This window comes from Kitasatospora sp. NPDC004614 (genome assembly GCF_042873675.1).
Taxonomy (GTDB): Bacteria; Actinomycetota; Actinomycetes; order Streptomycetales; family Streptomycetaceae; genus Kitasatospora.
In genome coordinates, this window is sequence record NZ_JBIALR010000003.1 from 191,410 (window position 1) to 204,811 (window position 13,402).

The 13,402-nt window shown below is 71.5% G+C and carries 13 protein-coding genes; 3 read left to right on the forward strand and 10 right to left on the reverse strand.

What is annotated here, in order from left to right; genetic code table 11:
* Positions 1 to 46 precede the first annotated feature (46 nt).
* The 3 genes from ACFYST_RS10330 to ACFYST_RS10340 are packed head-to-tail and all read right to left on the reverse strand — an operon-like array spanning position 47 to position 2,720.
* On the reverse strand, positions 47 to 481 hold the full coding sequence (locus tag ACFYST_RS10330; protein ID WP_387861253.1) for an NUDIX domain-containing protein: 435 nt from the start codon (positions 479 to 481) through the stop codon (positions 47 to 49).
* A complete protein-coding gene (locus tag ACFYST_RS10335; protein ID WP_387861255.1) occupies positions 478 to 1,731 on the reverse strand; it encodes a DegT/DnrJ/EryC1/StrS family aminotransferase in 1,254 nt (417 codons plus the stop codon). The genes ACFYST_RS10330 and ACFYST_RS10335 overlap by 4 nt, the downstream gene beginning before the upstream one ends.
* Positions 1,728 to 2,720, reverse strand: coding sequence for a Gfo/Idh/MocA family protein (locus tag ACFYST_RS10340; protein WP_387643473.1), 993 nt, complete (start codon positions 2,718 to 2,720; stop codon positions 1,728 to 1,730). The genes ACFYST_RS10335 and ACFYST_RS10340 overlap by 4 nt, the downstream gene beginning before the upstream one ends.
* Before the next feature lie 156 nt (positions 2,721 to 2,876).
* On the opposite strand from ACFYST_RS10340, the gene ACFYST_RS10345 reads away from it, so the two are divergent.
* Positions 2,877 to 4,202, forward strand: a complete 1,326-nt coding sequence (locus ACFYST_RS10345; protein ID WP_387643471.1) for a helix-turn-helix transcriptional regulator — start codon at positions 2,877 to 2,879, stop codon at positions 4,200 to 4,202.
* Between the two features lie 346 nt (positions 4,203 to 4,548).
* Positions 4,549 to 5,514 carry a DUF1152 domain-containing protein gene (locus tag ACFYST_RS10350; RefSeq protein WP_387643469.1) on the forward strand — a complete coding sequence of 322 codons (966 nt, stop codon included), beginning with the start codon at positions 4,549 to 4,551 and terminating at the stop codon, positions 5,512 to 5,514.
* Between the two features lie 7 nt (positions 5,515 to 5,521).
* Here the strand turns inward: ACFYST_RS10350 and ACFYST_RS10355 are convergent, their stop codons facing one another.
* Entirely contained in the window at positions 5,522 to 6,067 is a 546-nt protein-coding gene (locus ACFYST_RS10355; RefSeq protein WP_387643467.1) for a DUF1697 domain-containing protein, read from the reverse strand.
* A 67-nt stretch (positions 6,068 to 6,134) separates the two neighbouring features.
* Between ACFYST_RS10355 and ACFYST_RS10360 the strand changes: the two genes are divergently transcribed.
* Entirely contained in the window at positions 6,135 to 6,608 is a 474-nt protein-coding gene (locus tag ACFYST_RS10360; RefSeq protein WP_387643465.1) for a pyridoxamine 5'-phosphate oxidase family protein, read from the forward strand.
* A gap of 43 nt (positions 6,609 to 6,651) precedes the next feature.
* Here ACFYST_RS10360 and ACFYST_RS10365 read toward each other — a convergent pair whose 3' ends face one another.
* The 6 genes from ACFYST_RS10365 to ACFYST_RS10390 form a co-directional block, all read right to left on the reverse strand.
* A complete protein-coding gene (locus ACFYST_RS10365; protein WP_387643463.1) occupies positions 6,652 to 7,692 on the reverse strand; it encodes an NAD(P)-dependent alcohol dehydrogenase in 1,041 nt (346 codons plus the stop codon).
* Positions 7,693 to 7,738: 46 nt separating this feature from the next.
* Positions 7,739 to 8,494: an SDR family NAD(P)-dependent oxidoreductase gene (locus ACFYST_RS10370; protein ID WP_387861256.1), complete on the reverse strand. Its 756-nt coding sequence runs from the start codon at positions 8,492 to 8,494 to the stop codon at positions 7,739 to 7,741.
* 69 nt (positions 8,495 to 8,563) lie between these two features.
* Entirely contained in the window at positions 8,564 to 9,190 is a 627-nt protein-coding gene (locus ACFYST_RS10375) for a TetR family transcriptional regulator (RefSeq protein ID WP_387643459.1), read from the reverse strand.
* Positions 9,191 to 9,293: 103 nt separating this feature from the next.
* Positions 9,294 to 10,022: a hemerythrin domain-containing protein gene (locus ACFYST_RS10380; protein WP_387643457.1), complete on the reverse strand. Its 729-nt coding sequence runs from the start codon at positions 10,020 to 10,022 to the stop codon at positions 9,294 to 9,296.
* A gap of 171 nt (positions 10,023 to 10,193) precedes the next feature.
* Positions 10,194 to 11,219, reverse strand: a complete 1,026-nt coding sequence (locus ACFYST_RS10385) for an alpha/beta hydrolase (protein ID WP_387861258.1) — start codon at positions 11,217 to 11,219, stop codon at positions 10,194 to 10,196.
* 259 nt (positions 11,220 to 11,478) lie between these two features.
* Positions 11,479 to 13,206 carry a carbohydrate-binding module family 20 domain-containing protein gene (locus tag ACFYST_RS10390; protein ID WP_387861259.1) on the reverse strand — a complete coding sequence of 576 codons (1,728 nt, stop codon included), beginning with the start codon at positions 13,204 to 13,206 and terminating at the stop codon, positions 11,479 to 11,481.
* Positions 13,207 to 13,402 lie beyond the last annotated feature (196 nt).

Below are 13,402 nucleotides of genomic sequence, written 5' to 3' on the forward strand. Positions count from 1 at the left end.
GGCAGGGTCCTCGGGGAATCCGAGAGCCCCGCCCGCTCGTACCCCCTCAGTGTGCGATCAGCTCGCGAACTGCGTCACTCACCTCGGGCAGCTCACTCGGGAGTGCCCACTGGTAGGCGTCGTGCTCGGTGAGGACCACCGGTTCGGTCCTCTCCACGGTGACGGCGAAGTTGAACTGGCGGGTGATGCCGCCGCGGCTGTTCCGGTAGTCGAAGTGCCCGAGGTAACCGGTGACCTGGTTGATGGTCAGGCCGGTCTCCTCGCCGGTCTCGCGACGCAAAGCGTCCAGGACGGTCTCCCCGGACTCGACCGTCCCGGAGGGGATCTCCCACAGGCCGCCCATGTAGTCGTCCGGGTTGCGGCGCACGAGCAGGACCCGGCCGTCGTGGTTGATCACAGCAGCGGCGACAAAACCGATGATGCCGGCGGCTTCGGCCTCGACCGCCAGGCCGGCGGCGAACTCGGGGGAGGTGACGGTCACAGCAGCTCCTTGTGATGGTCGCTGATCTTGATGGCCGCGCGAACGTACTGCTCGGCCAGATCCAGATCCTGCTCACGATGCCAGACCGGGAGCTTGACCACGCTGGCATGGGCACGCTCGGCAACGGGGAAGTCCCCCGCCTTGTACCGGCGGTGGGAATGCGGGTGACCGGGGAACAGCATGCCGGGCTGCTGGTACAGCGGCAGCTGATTCATCGGCCAGGTGGAGCCGGGCCGGTCGAACTCGGTGGCGCCCTCCGCGATCAGTGCCTGGTGGAACCTCTCGATCGGCAGGCCGCCGAGCTCGTCCGGCCTGTACGTGAGCGTCAACCCGTACCAGGAGGAGACCACCCCTTCGGGCAGCTCGGCCACCTCCAGACCAGGGACCCGGGCGAGCTGTCCGGTGAGGTGGCGTGCGATCTCCGCCCGACCGGCGAGGTAGCCATCCAGTCGACGCAGCTGGTCGTGGGCGATGGCTGCGGCAAGGGGATGGATGCGGAGCTTGAGACCGGCGCCGGTGACCGCGTACCGCGCGAGCGGATGGCCTTCCGGGATCTCGGTCTTGGCCCGCTTGTTGTAGTGCGCGAGCGTGATGACCCGGTGGTACGTGTCGTCGTCGTCCGTCAGGACGAAGCCGCCCTCGCCACCGGACAGCGGCTTGGGACCGTTGAGGGAGAAGGCCGAGGCGAGGCCGAACGTGCCGACCTTCTGCCCGGCGATGCTCGCGCCGTGCGCGTGGGAGCCGTCCTCCAGCACCACCAGGTCGTGGGCATTGGCGACGGCGACGAGGTCGGTCATGTCGGCGGGCTTGCCCCACAGGTGGGTGACCATTACCGCCCGAGTACGGGGAGTGATCAGTTCCTCGATCCGGTTCGGGTCGATGTTGCCGTCCGGCCCGGTCTCGCACAGCACCGGCACCGCGCGGAGGTGGAACAGTGGGGAGGCGGTGGCGTGGAACGTCCAGGCCGGGACGATGACTTCGTCGCCGGGCTTGATCCTCGCGGCCCAGTAGGTGGCGTGCAGGGCTGCGGTGCCGGAGCTGGTGGTGACCGCGTGCCGGACGCCGAAGTACTCCTGGAGGCCGTCCTCCAGTTCGGCGACGATTCCGGACCGGCCGGGGATGGAGATCGCTTCGTCGAGCTGGGCGGCGACCTTGGCGCGGGTGGTGTCGTCGATCGGCGGCCAGGTGAAGTGCGGGCCGTCGGCAGTGACGGCGGGCTTGCCTCCGAACACGGCAAGGGTGCTGGTCACAGCATCTCCTTCGGGTCGATGTAGCGCCCTGCTGCCTTGGACTGGTAGCAGGAGGCGACGAACGCGGCGTGTGCGAGGTGCTGGTCGGGGCCCGAGGTGTTGGGCCTCTCGCCGTCCAGGACCCGGCAGAAGTAGTCGATCTGCGCGGCCGACGCCGAGGCCGGCGCGTGGGGGCGGGTCAGCTCCTCCACGACGGTGCCGCCGAGGTCGAGTCGCTGGACCTGGCCCTTGGTCAGCAGCACCGAGCCGCGGGTGCCGACCACGTGCAGGCGTTCGGTCTTCGGAGCCACCCACCGCGACAGCAGCACCGAGCCGTACAAGTCGCTGTCGTAGCCGAGTTGGATGACAGCGGTGTCCTCGGCGTCGTAGCTGCCGCCGGGGACGGCCGTGGTGGAGAACTCGGCGATGACCCGGCTGGGCAGGCCGAAGTACCACAGCAGCAGGTCGATCAGGTGGTAGCCCATGTCGATGATGCAGCCGCCCCCGGCCTGGCGGAGGTCTCCGCGCCACCCGCCCCCGGGGTCGTCGGTGTGGAAGGTGTACTGGCCGTCGATGAGGAACGGGGTGCCGATCTGGTCCAGCAATCCGGCGACGCTGGTGTAGATCGGGTTGAACCGCCGCTGAAGGGTGACCATCAGCTCGATCCGCCCGGCTCGGCAGATCTGGGCGAGGTCCTGGGCCTCCGACACCGAGGTGGCGAACGGCTTCTCCTTGAGAACATGCACGCCCCGGGCGGCGCACTCCTGGACGACCTCCCGGCCGGCGTGGTGCGGGACGGCGACGACCACGAAGTCCGGGGCCACCGCGTCCAGCAGCTCACCGGCGCGGGTGAATCCGGGGACCTGGAGAGCCTCCTGCCGCTGCCGCAGGGTGTCGGGGTTGTTGTCGCAGATCGCGACGAGCTCGGCCCGGCTGGAGCCGAGCAGGCCGGGCAGGTGGTCTTCGAGCGCCTGGTGGCCGAGGCCGATGACCGCAGCGCGTCGTTTCATGTGCGGACTCCTTCCGCATAGTTGCGGGAACTTGTCGGTGCACGACGAGTAGAGCCCAACTCGCGTTCATCAACCAGGCGTTGCCCGTGGTCCCGGGGTAGTCCCGCCCGTACACGCAGTACGCTCACTGTCACCGTCGATGATGGGATTGACCCCGTGGACGACCAGATCCGGCACCCCCTCGCGTACGCCCGCGCGCTGCGCGGCTGGTCCCAGACCGACCTCGCGGCCCGAATCCACCGTGCTGCCAGGAACCGGCCCGAGGGTCTTCGCTCCGGCATCGACAAGGCCGCCGTCAGCAAGTGGGAGAACGGGCGCAAGACGCCCAGCATCGATTCCCAGCTCCTGATCGCCGAAGCCTTCGACGTCCCGATCGGCGACCTGGGGGCCTTCGAGTGGCCGCACTGGCTACCCGGCCAGGAACAACCGGTGCCGCTCGGGGTGGCGTTCACCGTCCACGCACTTCGAGACGCACAGAGAGCCACCATGGACCACCGCCGCCGCACCTTCATGGCCTTCAGCGCGCTCGCGCTGGCCGGGCTCTCCGCCCAGTGGGCCACCCTCGAACCCGACCGGCTCACCACCGCCCTGAACGGTAAGTACGTCGACGGTGAACTGGTCGACTGGCTGGAGGACACCAGCGCCAAGCTGACCACCATGCCCACCGAACAGCGCCAGCACACCGCGAAGTTGATGAATGCCCAGCTGGAGACGGTCACCGACCTGCTGGCACGGGGCCGGTACACCGAACCGGTCGGCCGACGACTCCACCAGCTGGCCGCCTCCCTGGCCAGCACCTGCGGCTGGCACCGCTTCGACCAGGGGCACCACCACGCGGCGGGCAAGCTCTGGAACGCGGCCCTGTCGAACGCGCACGCCGCCCGCGACCGCGACCTCGGCGCCGGCATCCTCTCCGACTTCGCCTACCAGTCGATCTGGCTCACCCAGCCCGACGCCGCTGTCGAGCCCCTCAGCCAAGCCCTCGTCCACACCCGGCACCCCACCGCCCGGTCCCTGCTTCATCTTCGCCGGGCCCGCGCACACGCCGCCCTCGGCGCCGCCTCCGCCTGCCATCACGACCTGGCCGCCGCCGAGACCGCTCTCCTGACCGACAGTCCCGACCCGGCACCGGCCTGGTGCCGATGGATGAGCACCGCGGACCTCGCCGTTGACTCCGGCCAGTGCATGCTCGACCTCGGCCGCACCGACGAGGCCCACGCTCGTATCGACGAAGGCATGAACCTGCTGCCGCGCTCCCGCGACAAGACACGAGGGATCTTCCTGACCTACGAGGCCCGCAGCCTCCTACAAGCCCGCGAGGTCGAACAGGCCCTCGCCGTTGCCAACCAGTCCCTCGACCTCGCCACCCGGATCGGCGCCGAACGGTGCATCACCCTGGTGCACGAACTCGCCCCGGCATTCCAGCCCTACCGCCAGGTCGATGGCGTCTCCGACCTCACGGACCGTCTCAAGGCGAGCTGACGACATGGGATCGGAGCAGCACCTTCCAGCCTGCACAATCCGGTCGGATGGACGACCAGGCTCCGGGGCCGGCCGTCGATCCGGTGCAGGAGCGAGCGGCAAGGGGTGAGCGGTCGGCAGTCACTTCGCTCCGATCTCGGACCAGGCGATCTTCCGAACGGGGCCTCGTCAGCGCCCCACCTGCGACTGGGTGAGGGCCGGTTCGCCGTCGAGGACAGCGGAACCGGCCCTCGTCGCATTCGCCTTCGGCTCCTTGCCTGAACACGCGTCACCTGGACCGCGAGCACGTCCACTTCACCGGCCACGGGCGCACGGCGGGAGCCGGCCGCCTGGTACCGTCCGCCCGGTGACCACCAGTGTGTTTCAGCCGCCGCTGCTCACCCGCCTGCTGGCCGCCGAGCGGATCCTGATCGCCGGCGCGGGCGGCGGCTTCGACGTCTATGCGGGGCTGCCGCTCGCCCTCGCGTTGCGCGCCGCCGGGCGCGAAGTGCACCTGGCGAACTTCTCGTTCAGCAATCTGTACGGCCTCGACCTGGACGTCTGGCACGCCCCCGAGCTGGCCCGGATCACCCCCGACGTGCGCAGCGCGGACGTCTACTTCCCCGAACGCTCGCTGGCACGCTGGCTGCGCTCGCACCAGCAGCCGGACACCGTCTGGGCGTTCCCGTCCACCGGCGTGCAGCCGCTGCGGGCCGCGTACCGGGCGCTGGTCGAGCACCTCGGCATCGACGCGATCCTGCTGGTCGACGGCGGCACCGACATCCTGCTGCGCGGCGACGAGGCCGGACTCGGCACCCCCGAGGAGGACATGGCCTCGCTCGCCGCCGTGGCCGGCCTCACCGAGGTGCCCACCCGGCTGGTCGCCTGCCTCGGGTTCGGCATCGACGCCTACCACGGCGTCAACCACGCGCTGGTGCTGGAGAACCTGGCCGCCCTGCAACGCGACGGCGGCCACCTCGGCGCGTTCTCGCTCCCCGCCGACGCGCCCGAGGCCGCCCTCTACCTGGACGCCGTCGCGCACGCCCGCCAGGAGTGCCCCGAGCATCCGAGCATCGTCCACGGCTCGATCGCCGCCGCCCTGCGCGGCGAGTTCGGCGACGTCCGGTTCACCGAACGCACCGGCAACAGTGCGCTGTTCATCAACCCGCTGATGACGATGTACTTCGGCGTGACGGTGGAGGCGCTGGCCGCCCGCCACCTCTACCTCGACCGGCTGGAGCACACCGTGCTGATGCGCCAGGTCGCCACCGCCATCGGCGACTTCCAGGACTCCCTCCCCCGGCAGCGCCCGCCCCGCGTCTACCCGCACTAGCGAGTAATCAGCCCTTGCGGGCGGCGGCGGCGATCTTCGCGGTGGTGTGGAAGAACCGCGAAGTCGCCTGCCCCTGGTAGGACTTGGGGAAGGCGGTGGCCGGGTTGCCGGTCATCCGGCCGCCGCGCAGGTGCATCACCACGAACGCCGCGCCCGCACTCGCGCCGATCAGCTCCCAATCGCCCTTCGGTGAGGCCACCGGCAGGGCCAGCTCGGGCGGCAGCGGCTCGGAGAGGAACAGCACGCACAGGCGGTCGTTCTCGGTGACCTCCACGCCCGCGAACGGGTCCAGCGCGACCACGGCCTCCACCTCCTCGACCGTCCGCAGCATCACCGGCACCGGATACCCCAGGCCCTCTGCCAGCCCCGCCTCGATCCGCGCCGTCAGCGCCGCCCGGTCGGTCTCCGCGCTGCGGAAGAACACGTTGCCGCTCTGGATGTACGTCCGCACGCCCTCCAGCCCGAGGCCCGCGAACAACTCCCGCAACCGGTCCATCTTCACGGTGCGGCCGCCGACGTTGATCGCCCGCAGGAAGGCGATGTAGGTCTCCATGCGCGGAGTCTAGGACGGGCCGCCGACAATCAGCGGTTCTCCCCACCCGGCGGCCTACACTCCGCGCATGACGACCTGGCAGGACTTCGAGCAGCAGGCTCCTGATCTCGCCCCGCGCATCCGCGCCCGCTTCGAGGCGTACCGGCACCATGTGCTCGCCACGCTGACCAGGGACGGTTCGCCCCGGGTGAGCGGCATCGAGGTGGACTTCCTCGGCGCCGACCTGTACCTCGGTTCGATGGCGGGCGCGGTCAAGGCGCTCGACCTGCGCCGCGACCCGCGCTGCGCCCTGCACTCGAACCCGGGGCCGGACACCAGTCTGACCGGCGGGGACGCGAAACTCGCCCTGTACGCCGTCGAGTTGACCGACCCGGACGAGCTCGCCGCGTACGCCGCCGAGCTGCCCGAGCCGCCGCCCGGCCCCTTCCACGCGTTCCGGCTGGAGCTGCGCCGCGCCACCCTGACCGAGGTGGCGGAGGACCACCTGCTGATCAGCACCTGGCAGCCGGGCGGGAACGTCAAGGTGATCCAACGCCGGTAGCGGCCCCCTTCGCCGGAGAAGGAGACCGCCACCCGACGGAACCTCAGCCGTTCGGCAGGATCACCGCGCGCCCGTTGATCTTCCCGGCGTGCAGGCGCTCGTAGGCGAGCGGCGCCTCGTCGATGCCGTACGTCTCGACGTGCACGTCGATCGCGCCGGCCCGGGCCAGGTCGAGGACCTCGATCAGCTCGGAACGGCTGCCCCAGTACGGGGAGCTGACGCGGGCGTCGTAGGGCAGCGCGCCGAAGCCGACGGCCAGCGTGCCGCCGCCCAGGCCGACGATGCTGACGTCGCCCTCAACGGCGACCAGCTGCCCGGCCAGCGCGGTGGTGGGCGGGGCGCCGACGAAGTCGAAGACGGCCTGCGCGCCGAGCCCGGCGGTCAGTTCGCGGACCTTCGCGGCGGCGGCGCCGTCCGAGAGCACCGCCTCGTGCGCGCCGACCGCGCGGGCCAGTTCGAGCTTCTCCGCGGAGACGTCCACGGCGATCACCCGGGCCGCGGTCATCGCGCGCAGCAGCTGGACGGCGACGTGCCCGAGGCCGCCGGTGCCGATCACCACCGCCGTGGAGCCGGGGACGAGCTTCGGCAGCGAACCCTTGATCGCGTGGTACGGCGTCAGCCCGGCGTCGGTGAGCGGCACGGTCCGCACCGGGTCGAGGTCGCCGAGCGGGACCAAGTGCCGCGGGTCGTCGACCACCATGTACTCGGCCATCGCGCCGGGCGCGCCCAGCCCGGGCGGCCGGATGCCCAGCTCGTGCGCCCGCAGGCAGTAATTCTCCTTGCCCTCGGCGCACTTGGCGCAGCTGCCGCAGCCCCACGGACCGTACACCGCGACCGACTCGCCCTCGGTGAAGCCGGTGACTCCGGCGCCGAGCGCGGCGATCGTGCCGACGCCCTCGTGGCCGAGGGTGAGCGGCAGCGGGAACGGCAGCTGCGCGGCGGGCCAGCTCATCACGGCTATGTCGGAGTGGCACACACCGGCGGCGGTGACCTTCAGCAGCACCTGTCCGGGGCCGGGTTCGGGGTCGGGGACGGTGACCACCTCGGGGTGGCTGCCGACGGTGCGGTACTGGACTGCCTTCATGGCTGGAAAACCCTCTCTCTCGTGCGGGCCCCCGTACGACGGACGGTCAGCGGGCGGAGTAGCCGCCGTCGACCAGGTGGTAGCTGCCGGTGATGAAGGACGCCCGCTCGGAGAGCAGGAACGCGGTGAGTTCGGCGACCTCCTCGGCGCGGCCGAGGCGCCCGGCGGGGTGCAGCGCGATCAGCGCCGCGCGCGCGGCCGGGTCGGCGTCCTTGAGCAGCGGGGTGTCGACGAAGCCCGGGCCGACCGCGTTGACCCGGACGCCCTGCCCGGCGTACTCCAGCGCGGTGGACTTGGTCAGGCCGACCACGCCGTGCTTGGCGGCGACGTACGCGGGCGAGCCGGCGAAGCCGTTGGTGCCGAGGATGGAGGACATGTTGACGATCGCGCCGCCGCCGGCGGCGAGGATCTCGGGCAGTTCGTAGCGCATCGAGTAGAAGACGCCGTCCAGGTTGGTGGCGAGCACCCGCCGCCAGTCCTGCGGGTCGTAGCCGCCGGTGGGGGCGACGGCGCCGCCGATGCCGGCGTTGTTGACGGCCAGCGAGAGCGGGCCGAGGCCCTGCACGGTGGTGCGGACGGCGGCCTCGACGGAGGCCGGGTCGGTGACGTCGACCTGCACGGCGAGGGCCTCGGCGCCGATCGCCTCGAGGGCGGCGACGGCCTCCCGGGCGGCGTCCAGGCGGAAGTCGGCGACGGCGACCTTCGCACCGCGCCCGGCGAGCATGGTGGCGACGGCCAGACCGATGCCGGAGGCGGCGCCGGTGACGAGAGCGGTGCGGCCGGTGAACTCCTGGGTGGTCATGGGTGGTCTGTCCTTTCGTGCGCCGCCAGGGGCGGACGCGGGTGGTGCGGGGTGTGCCGACAAGGGGGGTCAGCGTGGGGGTTCGACCGCGGCCAGGTCGAAGGCGCGGTCGATCAGGGCGGGCAGGTCGCCCGCCGGGTCGCGCACCCAGGTGCGGGTGGCGGCATGCAGGGCGGCGACGCCGAGGCCGACGGCGACGGCGGGCCGCAGGTCGGTCTCCGGGTGCAGGCCGAGCCGGGCGGCGACCAGCCGGATCGACTGCTCCTCCTCGGCGACGGCGATCCGCCGGTAGGCGGCGGTCAGCGCGGGCTCCTCGTCGATCAGCACGAACAGCGCCCGCATACCGGGGCGGCGGTGCCAGGCCGGGTGGTCGGCGTCGTGCAGCCAGGCGGTGACGGCGGCGCGGTAGGCGGCGACCGGGGTCTCGGCGGCGGGCCGGGCGGCGAGTTGCGCGTTGATCCGGGTGAAGTCGGTGCGCAGGGAGTCGAGGACGGCGTCCTCGCGGGACGGGAAGTAGCGGCTGAAGGTGCGCCGGGAGACGTCGGCGGCGTCGGTGACGTGTTCGACGGCGAGGGCGGCCAGGCCGTGTTCCAGGGTGAGGCGCAGCGCGGCGTCGGCCATCGCCTCGCGGGTGCGGCGGGACTTGCGGTCGCGCCGTCCGAGCGAGACCGGCGGCTGCCACTGGTCGGTGCTCATGTGATCACCGTACTACCGAAAATGTCCCGACGGGACATGAGTCCCGCCGGGACATCCGGGCCCGGGTCGCGCTGCTCACGTCCCGGACGGATCCGGGACGGTCTCATTGTCCGGCGGGGCCCCAGAGACGGTCGGTGCAGCGGGCGTAGGTGTCGCGCCAGTGCGGCCAGTGGCGGACGGTCTCGTCGTCGCAGTCGGCCAGCAGGCGGTCGATCTGTATCGGGTCGACGCCTTCGAGCAGCCAGACCAGGGCGTCGGACGCGGACGGGCCCTCGGCGAGGCGCAGCAGGTCGAGCAGTTCGGGCAGGGTGCCGATCCGGGAGCCGGGCTGGAAGACGTCGGCCATCCGCGGCAGCAGCTGGCGCTCCTCGATCCGCAGGTGGGTCTCCACCCGGGCGGCGAGTTCCTCGACGGCGTAGGAGACCGGCCAGGAGCTGGCGGGGTCGCGGGTGGCGATGCCGACCAGGGTGGTGGTGCGGGTGAAGCACTGGTCGAGGTTGTGGTGGTCGGACTCCAGCCAGTTGAGCAGCAGCCGCAGCTCGGGCGAGAAGCGGCGCAGCAGCGGCCACAGCCGGGTGTCCTGCTGCTCGTGGTGGCAGGTCACCATGGCGGTGACGAAGTCCCAGTGCCGCTTGAGCGCGAGCGCGCTCTCGTGGTCGTCGGGCTGGAGCAGTCGCAGGGCCTGCGGGATCCGGGCGAGGTCGCGGCGGACGGCGGCGTGCACCAGGCGCAGTCCGGCGAACGGCAGGAGTTCGGCCACGGGCGCGGCGGGCAGCTCCTCGCACGGGGCGGGAATGGTCGTCGGGCCGACGGACAGCAGGTGACGGGACATGGCGCTCTCTTCACGACTGGCTGGGGCTGGCCGGAGCGGGGGCCGCGGTTGCGGCGCCCCGGTCCAGTTCTCCGGTCCACGGGGTCCAGGGTGGGAGCAGTGCATCAGGGTCGAATGAACGACCGATTGATGTGCAGGTCAGCGCGTTTTCGGAGCCGTTTCCGACCTCGGTCAGTCGGATTCGGGTCCGGCGGTGTTGGCGGTCAGCCATTCCAGAGTGTGCGGGATCATCTTCTTGAAGTCGGAGGTGAGGTGCTTGCCGCCGGGCTGCTCGTAGTACTCGACGGTGGTGGGGGCCTTGGCCTTCTCCACCCAGTTCTTCACCAGCTTGGTCTCGTACGGGTTGGCGCCGCCCGCGGTGGCCAGCATCCGCACGTCGGCGGCGCCCTCGGCGATCAGCTTGTCGGGGCTGTTGGCCTGGCGCTCCTGGTCGTGGCCCTTCCACAGCGGCGAGTCCGGGTTCCAGTAGCCGTCGATCGGCACCGCGGCCTTGAACACGTCGGGGTGCTGCAGGGCGAGCTTGGCGCTGCAGAACGCGCCGGTGGAGGCGCCCATCACGGCCCAGCCGTCGCGGCCCTTGACGGTGCGGAAGTTGGCGCGGATGAAGTCCGGGATGTCCTCGGCCATCCAGGTGCCCATCTTCGGCTGGCCGGGGATGTCGGCGCACTCGAGGGCCTTGGACTCGTTGGAGTCCAGGTTCTGCACCGGCATGATCATGATGAACGGGTGGGCCTTGCCCTGGGAGACCATCTGCTCGTCGATCTCCTGGATCGGCAGCTGGTTGTCGGTCCAGGTGTTGTAGCCGGCGCTCTGGCCGCCCGCGTACAGGGTGAGCACCGGGAAGCCGGTCTTCGCGTACTTCGGGTCGTTGTACTGCGGCGGCAGCCAGACCCACACCTTGCCGCTGACACCGGACTTGGGGCCGGCCAGGGTGGTCATCATGATCGGCCCGGCGGCGGTGTCGCGGACCTTGGACAGCTGCGCGGCCGGGCCGGTCGGCATCAGCACCTTGGACGGCTTGGGCGGGGCGCTGCTGCTCTGCGCGGCGGACGGGGACGAGTGGCCTGCGGCGCTCGCGCCCTTGGCGTCGCCGGAGGTCCCGGTGTTGCTGCCGCAGGCGGCCAGCGGGGCGGCGAGGGTGAGCAGGGCGGCGGCGGTCAACAGACGGCGGGCGGCGGAACGGGGCTGCGGCAGCACGGGGCGGTCTCTCCGGGCGGGGGCCGACCCGGCAGCCGGGAGGGGCCCTGGTCATTGGGCTTGGCCGGGGCCGCCGCGCGCTGGTGACGGCCGGCGCTCCCCGGGAACGGCCGCGACCGCACAAAGGTGCGGCGATTGGGCCGTTCGAGATCCTATGACGTACCGCCCCGGGCCCCGGTTGCGGAGGGGTGAACAACCCGCCGCACGGCGGGGGCGGCCCCCGCCGTTCGACGGGGGCCGCCTGTTTCCGGGAGCGGCGTCACGGACGCCAGGTGTCGTTCAGGGTGATCCTTCCGCTCGCCGGGACGGTCGCGGCGCGGTTGGTACCGCTCTCCCAGGTGACGGTGCCGGCGGCGTCCTTGCGCAGGTACTTGTACTGAATCGCGGTGCCGCCGGGCAGCGCCACGTCCAGCTTCCACACCGGGTAGGAGGCGGAGCCGAGCAGCAGCGCCTTCGAGGTGTCCCAGCCGCCGAGCGCGGCCGCGTCGCCGACCACGTAGAGGTTCTGGCCGGGCGAGGTGGTGCCGTTGACCGCGAACGAGGCGCCCGGCGCGGTGCCGGCGGCGGTGGCGCCGACGTGCAGCGCGACGGCGTCGTTGGCGCCGACCGAGGCGGTGAACCTGCCGTCCGCGCCGACGGCGTAGGTCGGGCCGGAGCAGCCGCCGCTCACCGGGTCGCCGTGCTGGACGTCGCAGTAGACGCCGGCGGGCAGCGAGGTCTGGAAGGTCTGGGTGATCGCCGAGCTCTCCCGGTTGATCGCCACGTAGCCCTTGGTGCCGCGGCCGAAGGCGATCGCGTTGTTGCCGTTGGACCACCAGTTGGTCATCGCGGCACCGGCCACCGCGTTGCGGAAGCCGACCATGTTTGCGACCTGCCGCCAGGCGTGGACGCAGTTCCAGCCGTTCTGGTAGCAGGCGGTGACGGCGCCGGCGTTCGGCGGGCCGTCGTCGTTGCTGCTGAACGCGTAGCCGGAGTAGACGTTCGGCGAGCCGTACGGGTGGGCCAGCATGAAGACGTTGGCCAGCGTGTAGGTGGAGCCGTCCTTGTAGGTGAGGGTGGAGCCGTTGCGCTCGGTGTCCCAGTTGTCGACGAAGGTGCGGGCCTGGGCGGAGGCGAGCAGGCCGCTGCCCCAGCTCTGCAGGTCGGATATCTTGCCGCCCTGGAAGGAGCTCTTCAGCCAGGTGCCGGAGCGGAACTCGTCCACGTCGCCGGTGCCGGTGTACTCGGAGGGCTGGATCGGCTCGCCCGCGCCGTAGATGACCTCCTGCACCCAGTAGGCGTTCGGGTTGCTCATCTTGGCCTTGATGGCGGCCAGGTCGGTGGCGGCCATGTGCTTGGCGGCGTCGATCCGGAAGCCGTCCACGCCGAGCGAGAGCAGGTCGCTGAGGTAGTTGGCGATGGTCTGCTGGACGTACGCGGAACCGGTGTTGAGGTCCGCGAGGCCGACCAGCTCGCAGTTCTGGACGTTGGCGCGGTCGGCGTAGTTGGTGATCGACGTCCGGCAGGAGTGGAAGTCCTGGTCCTGGTAGTAGCCCGGGTAGTTGTACTTGGTGTAGACGGTGCCGCCGGTGCCGGTGCCGCTGCCGGCCGACATGTGGTTGATCACCGAGTCGGCGAGCACCTTGACGCCCGCCGCGTGGCAGGTGGTGACCATGTTCTTGAACGCGGTGCGGTCGCCGAGCCGGCCGGCGATCTTGTAGCTGACGGGCTGGTAGGACGTCCACCACTGGGCGCCCTGGATGTGCTCCTGGGGCGGGGAGACCTCGACGAAGCCGTAGCCCTTGGGGCCGAGGGTGTCGGTGCAGGCCTTGGCCACCGAGTCGAACTTCCACTCGAACAGGGTGGCGGTGACGCCCTTGGTGCCGGGCGGGGTGGCGGCGGCGGTGGGCGCCAGCGAGAGCCCGGCGCCGGCCGAGAGGCCGAACGCCGCGAGGGCGGTGCAGGCGGCGACGGCACGCTTCCTGCGGGCGGGGGCGAGGGTGGGCAAGGGAGCGCTCCTGGGGGAGGCCCGGTCCGCGGACGCAGGTCGCGGACCGGGAGGCGGCTGGGTGGGGCCGCGACGGCTGGGGTGTTGGGGCCGTCCGCGCGGAGGGGAGAGGTGCCACTGCAAGAGACTGCAAGGCGGGGTGAAACTTGCAGGAAATTTGCAGTGGCATGACCATATGGTCGGCCCGGACGGCCGT

What these genes read in the sequence shown, in the direction of transcription:
- ACFYST_RS10340 (WP_387643473.1), bottom strand. Translation starts at nt 2,720, where the DNA reads ATGAAACGACGCGCTGCGGTCATCGGCCTCGGCCACCAGGCGCTCGAA.
- ACFYST_RS10355 (WP_387643467.1), bottom strand. Translation starts at nt 6,067, where the DNA reads ATGGAGACCTACATCGCCTTCCTGCGGGCGATCAACGTCGGCGGCCGC.
- ACFYST_RS10360 (WP_387643465.1), top strand. Translation starts at nt 6,135, where the DNA reads ATGACGACCTGGCAGGACTTCGAGCAGCAGGCTCCTGATCTCGCCCCG.
- ACFYST_RS10365 (WP_387643463.1), bottom strand. Translation starts at nt 7,692, where the DNA reads ATGAAGGCAGTCCAGTACCGCACCGTCGGCAGCCACCCCGAGGTGGTC.
- ACFYST_RS10370 (WP_387861256.1), bottom strand. Translation starts at nt 8,494, where the DNA reads ATGACCACCCAGGAGTTCACCGGCCGCACCGCTCTCGTCACCGGCGCC.
- ACFYST_RS10375 (WP_387643459.1), bottom strand. Translation starts at nt 9,190, where the DNA reads ATGAGCACCGACCAGTGGCAGCCGCCGGTCTCGCTCGGACGGCGCGAC.
- ACFYST_RS10380 (WP_387643457.1), bottom strand. Translation starts at nt 10,022, where the DNA reads ATGTCCCGTCACCTGCTGTCCGTCGGCCCGACGACCATTCCCGCCCCG.